The sequence below is a fragment of the Ferruginibacter sp. genome (assembly GCF_031430955.1).
In the GTDB taxonomy this organism is placed as follows: Bacteria; Bacteroidota; Bacteroidia; order Chitinophagales; family Chitinophagaceae; genus Ferruginibacter.
In genome coordinates, this window is sequence record NZ_JANPCM010000266.1 from 1 (window position 1) to 7,960 (window position 7,960).

Sequence of the window (7,960 nt, forward strand, 5' to 3'; positions counted from 1 at the left end):
CAAATTGATTTAGGTTTGCAAAAAAATTAAGATGAAAAAAATAGTAAGTGTGGTTTTTGTTATTTTAAGTTGTTTTGCTGCAACAGCCCAAACAGATTTAAAGAAAAAAATTGTGGACAGCACCTGTGCCTGCCTTACAGAAATACCTGATATTGATAAAAAAACGCCGGAAGAATTACAAATGGTAATGGGCCAATGCATGATGCAGAAGTCTTTAACGGATATAATGGCACTTGCCCAGGAACGCAATATTGAAATGACTGATATGGAAGGTATGCAAAAGCTAATGGCCGAAATTGGTATGGACATGACCAAAGCTGATTGCAAAGCCCTGAATTCTTTAATGATGAAAATGGCACAGCGTGGAGGTGGCAACATTGAAAATGGACCTGATACTAAAGAAAGTGCTGTATTGAAAGGAAAGGTACAAAATGTAGAAGTAAAAGATTTTGTTTACATAACCGTACTCGCCGATGCTAAAGCCACCCAATTGGTTTGGAGCGATTTTGTTTCTGGCGGGAATGCTTACGCAAAAAATTTGGCAACACTAAAAAATAAAAACCTTCAGTTTTATTATGTAACTAAAGAAGTGTACAGCATAAAAGCAAAGGCATATGTTGCTGTAAAAATGATTACAGCGGTAAAATAATTTATTCTAGTGTCAACTTTAAAGCAGCGCATTAACCTCACAGGTTTATAACAGTTTTCATAATACAGACTGGCTTTCATAAACCTGTGAGGTTTTACATTTTAGGTTTAACATGACACTAAAATAATTAATAAAAAATAGCCCTTTTAAAAAATGGACTATTTTTATACTATCTAATTAAAACAATTATGGCGGAAATAACAGGGAAAAATTTTATTGGCAATACCGCCTCGGCAAAAGGTACCAAAACATTTCAGGCAACTAATCCTTTTAATGGCGGGTTATTGCCAGGGATTTTTTATTTAATTACCGAAGAAGAAATTGCAGCCGTTGCCGTAAAAGCAACAGAAGCATTTAAAATTTATCAACAAAAAACGGCAGAAGAAAAAGCTGTTTTTTTAGAAACTATTGCAGATGAAATTACAGCACTGGGTGACGATTTGATAAACCGTGCCGCTGCAGAAAGCGGTTTGCCTCCAGCAAGACTAACAGGCGAACGTGGCCGAACTACAGGCCAATTAAAATTATTTGCAAAATTATTAAGAGAAGGATCTTGGGTAGATGCACGAATTGATACCGCCATACCCGACAGGCAGCCTTTACCTAAACCAGATTTAAGGCACATGCTAATTCCATTGGGGCCAGTAATGGTTTTTGGTGCCAGCAATTTTCCTTTTGCATACTCTGCAGCAGGCGGCGATACCGCCAGTGCATTAGCTGCCGGTTGCCCTGTAATTGTAAAAGCACATCCATCACACCCCGGTACAGACGAAATGGTGAGCCAGGCAATCATCAGCGCAGCAAAAAAAACAAATATGCCCGATGGTATTTACTCCATGGTTTTTAGTAATGAGGAAACAGCCATTAAATTAGTTACAAACCCTGCGGTAAAAGCAATAGGTTTTACAGGTTCCAGAAAGGGTGGTATGGCTATTTTTAATGCAGCAGTAAACAGGGCAGAACCCATTCCTGTTTATGCAGAAATGAGTGCTGTTAATCCTGTTATATTAATGCCCGGAGCTGTTGCTGCAAATGGTGCAGGTATTGCAAATGCTTTTGCAGCATCTGTAACCATGGGAGTTGGGCAGTTTTGTACCAACCCGGGTTTGGTTTTTATGGTAGATGATGAAAATGCAAAAACATTTTTAAATACTTTATCAGCAGTTATAAAAAGTATTGCTCCGGCAACAATGCTTAGTAAAAATATTTGTGCTAATTATAATGCCGGTGTAGATAAATTAAAAACTTTGGCAACTTTATCTGCACAAAGCGATGCAGTTGCTGATGTACATAAAACAGAAGCAGTGCCATGCATTTTTACTGTTGCTCAAAATGATTTTATTGCAAATAAAAATTTATCCAACGAAGTTTTTGGCCCTGCAAGTTTAATAGTGCTGTGTAAAAATACAGAAGAAATTTACGAGGCATTGCAAAATGCCGAAGGGCAGTTAACTGCTACCGTTCATGCAAATGCTGATGATGAAAAATCTTTGCAACCTATAATTGACTTGATGAAAGAAAAAGCAGGAAGAATTGTTTTTGGTGGTTTTCCTACAGGTGTAGAGGTATGCGATTCGATGGTGCATGGTGGTCCTTTTCCTTCAACTACCGATTCAAGATCAACATCGGTAGGCAGTGCAGCCATACTGCGTTTTGTAAGGCCGGTGGCGTATCAAAATTTTCCACAGCATTTATTACCCGATGCATTAAAAAATAATAACCCATTAAAAATTTTACGAATGGTAAATGGTGAATACAAAAGAGATGCAATTGATTAAACTGCCTTAGATAGGCTGCTAATGACACATTATTCAAGACGCTTACTTTCAAAATATTAGACTGTCAGCTTGAGCCCGTCGAAAGGGGATTTAAAGAAGATATCGGCTTCGACAAGCTCAGCCTGACTAATATTTTCTACCACTTCTTCAATTCATTTTTATAAAAAATATATTCCGGAGTTATTATTTTATCACCATCTTTTATTTCATACCAAGGCGATAAGTTTTCATCTGATGGATTTATCAATACATGAATATCCTGTGCAGGCATATAACTCTGCGCCAGCATAAATATTTTTTTACCAGCTTTGTTTTCGGCAATATTCATTACCATTACTGCATGGCCCGGAAAACCGCCACGAATTAACACATCACCAGCTTCTATTGCTGAAAAATCAATACCCTTTTTTAATTGTTTAGATAATGATGCAGAACCACACATGCCAAAAACCCTCTCCATAAATTTTGCAAAATTTTCTTTTGTGTATGGAAAAGTAAAAGAATAATTTCCCTTTTCGTTATCAGTAAAAATAATTTCATCATATCTTTTTTCTGCAAAAAGATATTCGGCCCTCATCCGCATTACTGCATCGGCACATTGCTGCAAATTTTTATTACTAACAGAAATATCCAGCACTGCAAATTGCGCCTGTTGATTTATTTTTTCGGCACCATTAAAAAGATAAACCGTTTTGTTTTCTTTTAGTGGTACTTTCTCCAGCCATGCTGCAAAAGAATGGCTGTTGGTTTTTACACGTTCGTAACCTTCGGGTAAAGGAATGGCATTTATGCTGTGGTAAGGATTTTTATCAGTTGCAATTTTTAAAGTTGAGTCGTTGGTTTTTGTTTTGATTACGGGTGCAGTTGCTGCATTGTTGCATGCACAGCAAATAAGCACACAAAAAATTGTCGCTGGTTTAAAGGGCATAATTTGCTAATTTTGTTGTTAACGGGCAGAGATGCATATCCGTATCAACTCCACACAAAAAATTTGTTAAAGCGTATGGCAACTATTTTAATTATTGATGATGAAAAGGCGATAAGAAAAACATTAACTGAAATCCTGAGTTACGAAGGTTATAAAATTGACGAAGCCAGCGATGGTGAAGAAGGTTTAAAAAGGTTTAGCGAAAAAGCTTACGATATTGTTTTATGCGATATTAAAATGCCCAAGCTGGATGGGATTGAATTTTTAGAAAAAGCAAAAGAGATCAATGGCGATGTGCCGGTAATTATGATCAGTGGTCATGGCAATATTGATACCGCAGTGGAAGCCGTAAAAAAAGGCGCATTCGATTACATTAGTAAACCGCCAGATTTAAACCGTTTATTAATTACACTTCGCAATGCATTGGATAAGCAAATTTTGGTTACCGAAACTAAAGTGCTTAAACGCAAGGTGAGCAAAGTGCAGGAAATGATTGGGGAGAGTGGGCCAATAAAAAAAATAAGGGATACTATAGAAAAAGTTGCACCAACTGACGCAAGAATTTTAATAACTGGCGAAAATGGTGTCGGTAAAGAATTAGTGGCAAGATGGATACATGAAAAAAGCAACCGCAATACCGGCCCCATGGTGGAAGTAAATTGTGCTGCCATTCCATCTGAATTGATTGAGAGTGAATTGTTCGGGCATGAAAAAGGTTCTTTTACTTCTGCAGTAAAACAGCGCATTGGTAAATTTGAAACTGCCAACGGCGGTACTTTATTTTTAGATGAGATAGGCGATATGAGTTTAACTGCACAGGCAAAAGTATTGAGGGCTTTGCAGGAAGGAAAAATTACAAGAGTGGGAGCAGAGAAAGATATTAATGTAGATGTAAGGGTTATAACTGCCACCAATAAAGATCTTTTAAAAGAAGTGGAAGATAAAAATTTCCGTCTCGATCTGTATCATCGCCTGGGTGTAATTATCATTCACGTACCATCGCTAAATGAAAGAAGAGAAGATGTGCCTTTGCTGGTAGATTATTTTTTAGATGTGATTGCTGCAGAATACGGGCAGCCAAAAAAAGTTATTGATCAAAAAGCAATGGATGCATTGCAGCAATACGACTGGACGGGTAACATACGTGAATTAAGAAATGTGGTGGAGCGCCTGATAATTTTATCGGCTAAAACTATTGCTTTGGAAGATATTGAGAATTATGTGCTGCCAAAAAAGTGAATGGTGAATAGAGAATAAAAAAGCAGCCTGTAAATTAGATATTTATTCAATAAATTAGTAATTACAAATAGCCCATTCTATAATAGTTAAAGAATCCCCAACAAATTACAAACGGTTTTAGATAATACCGATTATTATGGTATTTTTGGCGCTATTAAAATTTTAAATATGAGTATTGGTTTTACTATTTTTATTTTAGCAACAATTGGCTGGCATATTGGTTTATACGGCATGTTTAAAAAAGCCGGCATCGAAGGCTGGAAAGCATTTGTACCTTTTTATAACACCTGGTGCATGGTAGAAAAAATGGAGTTACCAAAATACTGGTTCTTTTTACAACTTATACCTATCGCAGGACAGTTCATTACCATTTGGATACTAATAAAATTTGTAGAGCATTTTGGCCGTTTTGGTTTTTGGCACCATGCCGCCGCAGTTTTTTTACCATTTGGTTATCTGCCTTATTTAGGGTTTTCTAAAAACGAAAAATACGCAGGCATACCGGTAGTAAAAAATTATAAAAAATCTGGAGCAAGAGAATGGATTGATGCTGCAGCTTTTGCAATTGTAGCAGCTACACTTATACGCACTTTTGTTTTTGAAGCCTATGTAATTCCTACCAGTTCTCTCGAAAAAACTTTATTGGTAAACGATTATTTGTTTGTAAGTAAATCGGCGTACGGCCCACGAATTCCCAACACACCCATTGCAATGCCCTTTGTGCATCACACAATTCCATTTGTAAATTCAAAGTCTTATTTGGAGTGGATTCATATACCATATACAAGATGGTTTGCTTCGCCTGTAAAAAGAAATGATGTGGTGGTTTTTAATTTCCCCGGTGGCGATACATTAACAAAGGAGTGGGATTCTAAAAAACCTTATTATGATTTAATAACTGAAGAAGGAGGCAGAGATGCTGTTTGGGAAAAATATTCGATAACTACAAGACCAGTTGATAAAAGAGAAAATTATGTAAAAAGGTGTGTAGCAATTGCTGGAGATACATTAAAAGTAATTAATGGAGAAGTGTATATCAACAGTAAACCATCAGAATTTTTAAACCCCACTTTTTTCTACGATGTAAAAACAAAACCCAATGCGGCATTTGATGAAGATATCTTAACAGAGAAGGGAGTTCATGTTAATAATAATTCAGAATCAGAAGGTGGCCAGGTTGATTTTACACCCATTGGTGGAGATAGCTATGTTGTTAACTTAAGCAAAAATGAATTAGCGATTGTAAAAACAATTGACGGTGTTTTATCTGCTGAAAGAAGACCAATGCCTGCTCCTCAAACTTATCCTTTTTGTTATACCGGTGCTACATTTAACTGGAACTCAGAAAACTTTGCAACCGGAGGTTTATGGATACCAAAAAAAGGGGCAACAATAAAACTTGATTCCTCAAATATTCTTTTATACAGAAGAGTGATCCAGGTTTATGAAAATAATAAATGGGAAGAACAAAATGGTAAAATATTACTGAATGGTAAACCGTCAGACAGTTATACTTTTAAAATGGATTATTACTGGATGATGGGTGACAACAGAAATAAAAGTCAGGACAGTCGCTTTTGGGGTTTTGTACCCGAAGATCATGTGGTAGGTAAAGCATCGCTTATTTGGTTTAGCTGGGAAGGTGGGCCAAGATGGAAACGTCTTTTCCGCTGGATAAAGTAATGTTGAATTGGCAGTATTTAAAATAAAACGTACATTTAATTATCAAAGTCCTTACTTGCAGCAATGCAGTGAGGATTTTTTATCTGCCATAAAAAATAAAATTAATGAACGAAGAAAAATATAATTTTTCATTTGAAGTATATAATTCTATTGATGAATTACAACCAGCAGATGCAACATTGGTAAGCGAAGCAAGAAAAATTACTGCAAACGCATACGCACCTTATTCTAATTTTAATGTGGGTGCTATTGCCCAATTAAAAAATGGAAAAACTGTAACAGGTACCAACCAGGAAAACGCTTCTTACCCTGTGGGCATTTGTGCCGAAAGAGTGTTGCTTTCTGCAACCGGTTCATTATTTCCCAATGCAGCGATTGATACTATTGCTATAAGTTACGATAACAAAAATGGCAAAAGCAATCATCCCATTTCTCCCTGCGGTATTTGCAGGCAAAGTTTATTAGAGTACGAAGAAAGGGTGAAGCAACCCATTCGTTTAATTTTAAGCGGACTGGAAGGGAAAATTTATATCATTAAAAAAGCCAGTTATTTATTGCCCTTATCTTTTGGTGGCGAAGATTTAAAATAAAAATGCTTATTTCTTCTCCCGAAGGGAAATATTTTTTATAGATGCCTTGAAAGGCTTTTCAATCTTTTTTAAGTATTTTATCTGAAAAAATCTAATAAGGTTGCCAACCCGGTGCTATGAAAATAACTTTATAAAACTTTACTTCTTACCTTTGCATTCATTAATAATTCACCAGTATTTTAGAGGAAAGTGTTTTTTATAGATCTAAAATCTGAAATCGAAAATCTACAATTGAATGATAGAATTACCGGTAATAGACGGAACAGTAGAACAAAAACCCAAAAAGCCCAACTGGCTCAGGGTTAAATTACCTATTGGAGAAGAATATAAACACGTTCGCAATTTAGTTGATACGCATAAGTTACACACCATTTGCGAAAGTGGCAACTGCCCGAATATGGGTGAATGCTGGGGCGCTGGCACGGCCACATTTATGATTCTTGGAAATATTTGTACAAGAAGTTGTGGCTTTTGTAATGTTGCCACAGGCCGTCCTTTAGAAGTGGACTGGGACGAACCGCAACGTGTTGCCGAAGCTATTAACCTAATGAAAGTAAAACATGCGGTAGTTACTTCGGTTGACAGGGATGAATTGAAAGATGGTGGCAGTATTATTTGGTACAACACTATCAAAGCTATTAAAGCTTTAAATCCCGATACTACATTAGAAACATTAATTCCTGATTTTAAAGCTGAAAAAGAAAATATACAACGCATTATTGATGCAGCACCAGAAGTGGTGAGCCATAATATTGAAACTACCGAGCGCTTAACAAAGCAGGTTCGCATTCAGGCAAAATACTGGCAGAGCATGGAAACTTTAAAGATTTTAAAAGAAGGTGGCATGCGTACCAAAAGCGGAATCATGCTGGGTTTGGGAGAGGAGAAAGAAGAAGTGATACAAACTTTAAAAGATTTGTATGCCAGCAATGTAGATGTAATAACTATCGGTCAATATCTGCAGCCTACAAAAAAGCATTTACCTGTTGCCCGTTTTGTACATCCTGATGAGTTTGCATAATACAGGGAAATTGGTTATAATTTAGGTTTTGATTATTTAGAAAGCGGCCCTTTAGTAAGATCAAGTTACCAC

7 protein-coding genes are annotated in these 7,960 nt (G+C 36.5%); 6 read left to right on the forward strand and 1 reads right to left on the reverse strand.

The features are described 5' to 3' along the window. Window positions 1–31: 31 nt before the first annotated feature. Both ACY65O_RS07525 and ACY65O_RS07530 read left to right on the forward strand, forming a co-directional pair. Window positions 32–649 (forward strand): hypothetical protein, encoded by a 618-nt coding sequence (locus ACY65O_RS07525; protein WP_462220239.1) that lies wholly within the window; start codon window positions 32–34, stop codon window positions 647–649. Between the two features lie 188 nt (window positions 650–837). Further along, window positions 838–2,427 (forward strand): aldehyde dehydrogenase (NADP(+)), encoded by a 1,590-nt coding sequence (locus ACY65O_RS07530; RefSeq protein WP_462220240.1) that lies wholly within the window; start codon window positions 838–840, stop codon window positions 2,425–2,427. Between the two features lie 136 nt (window positions 2,428–2,563). Here ACY65O_RS07530 and ACY65O_RS07535 read toward each other — a convergent pair whose 3' ends face one another. Further along, entirely contained in the window at window positions 2,564–3,355 is a 792-nt protein-coding gene (locus ACY65O_RS07535; RefSeq protein WP_462220241.1) for a DUF4846 domain-containing protein, read from the reverse strand. A gap of 75 nt (window positions 3,356–3,430) precedes the next feature. On the opposite strand from ACY65O_RS07535, the gene ACY65O_RS07540 reads away from it, so the two are divergent. The 4 genes from ACY65O_RS07540 to lipA all read left to right on the forward strand — a co-directional run bounded on the left by ACY65O_RS07540 (window position 3,431) and on the right by lipA (window position 7,888). Further along, window positions 3,431–4,594, forward strand: a complete 1,164-nt coding sequence (locus ACY65O_RS07540) for a sigma-54-dependent transcriptional regulator (RefSeq protein ID WP_462220242.1) — start codon at window positions 3,431–3,433, stop codon at window positions 4,592–4,594. Between the two features lie 168 nt (window positions 4,595–4,762). Then, the gene (gene lepB, locus ACY65O_RS07545; RefSeq protein WP_462220243.1) at window positions 4,763–6,277 is read left to right on the forward strand and encodes a signal peptidase I; all 1,515 of its coding nucleotides are present in this window, start codon (window positions 4,763–4,765) and stop codon (window positions 6,275–6,277) included. A gap of 104 nt (window positions 6,278–6,381) precedes the next feature. Next, window positions 6,382–6,867: a cytidine deaminase gene (locus ACY65O_RS07550; RefSeq protein ID WP_462220244.1), complete on the forward strand. Its 486-nt coding sequence runs from the start codon at window positions 6,382–6,384 to the stop codon at window positions 6,865–6,867. 235 nt (window positions 6,868–7,102) lie between these two features. Then, window positions 7,103–7,888, forward strand: coding sequence for a lipoyl synthase (lipA, locus tag ACY65O_RS07555; protein ID WP_462220245.1), 786 nt, complete (start codon window positions 7,103–7,105; stop codon window positions 7,886–7,888). Window positions 7,889–7,960 lie beyond the last annotated feature (72 nt).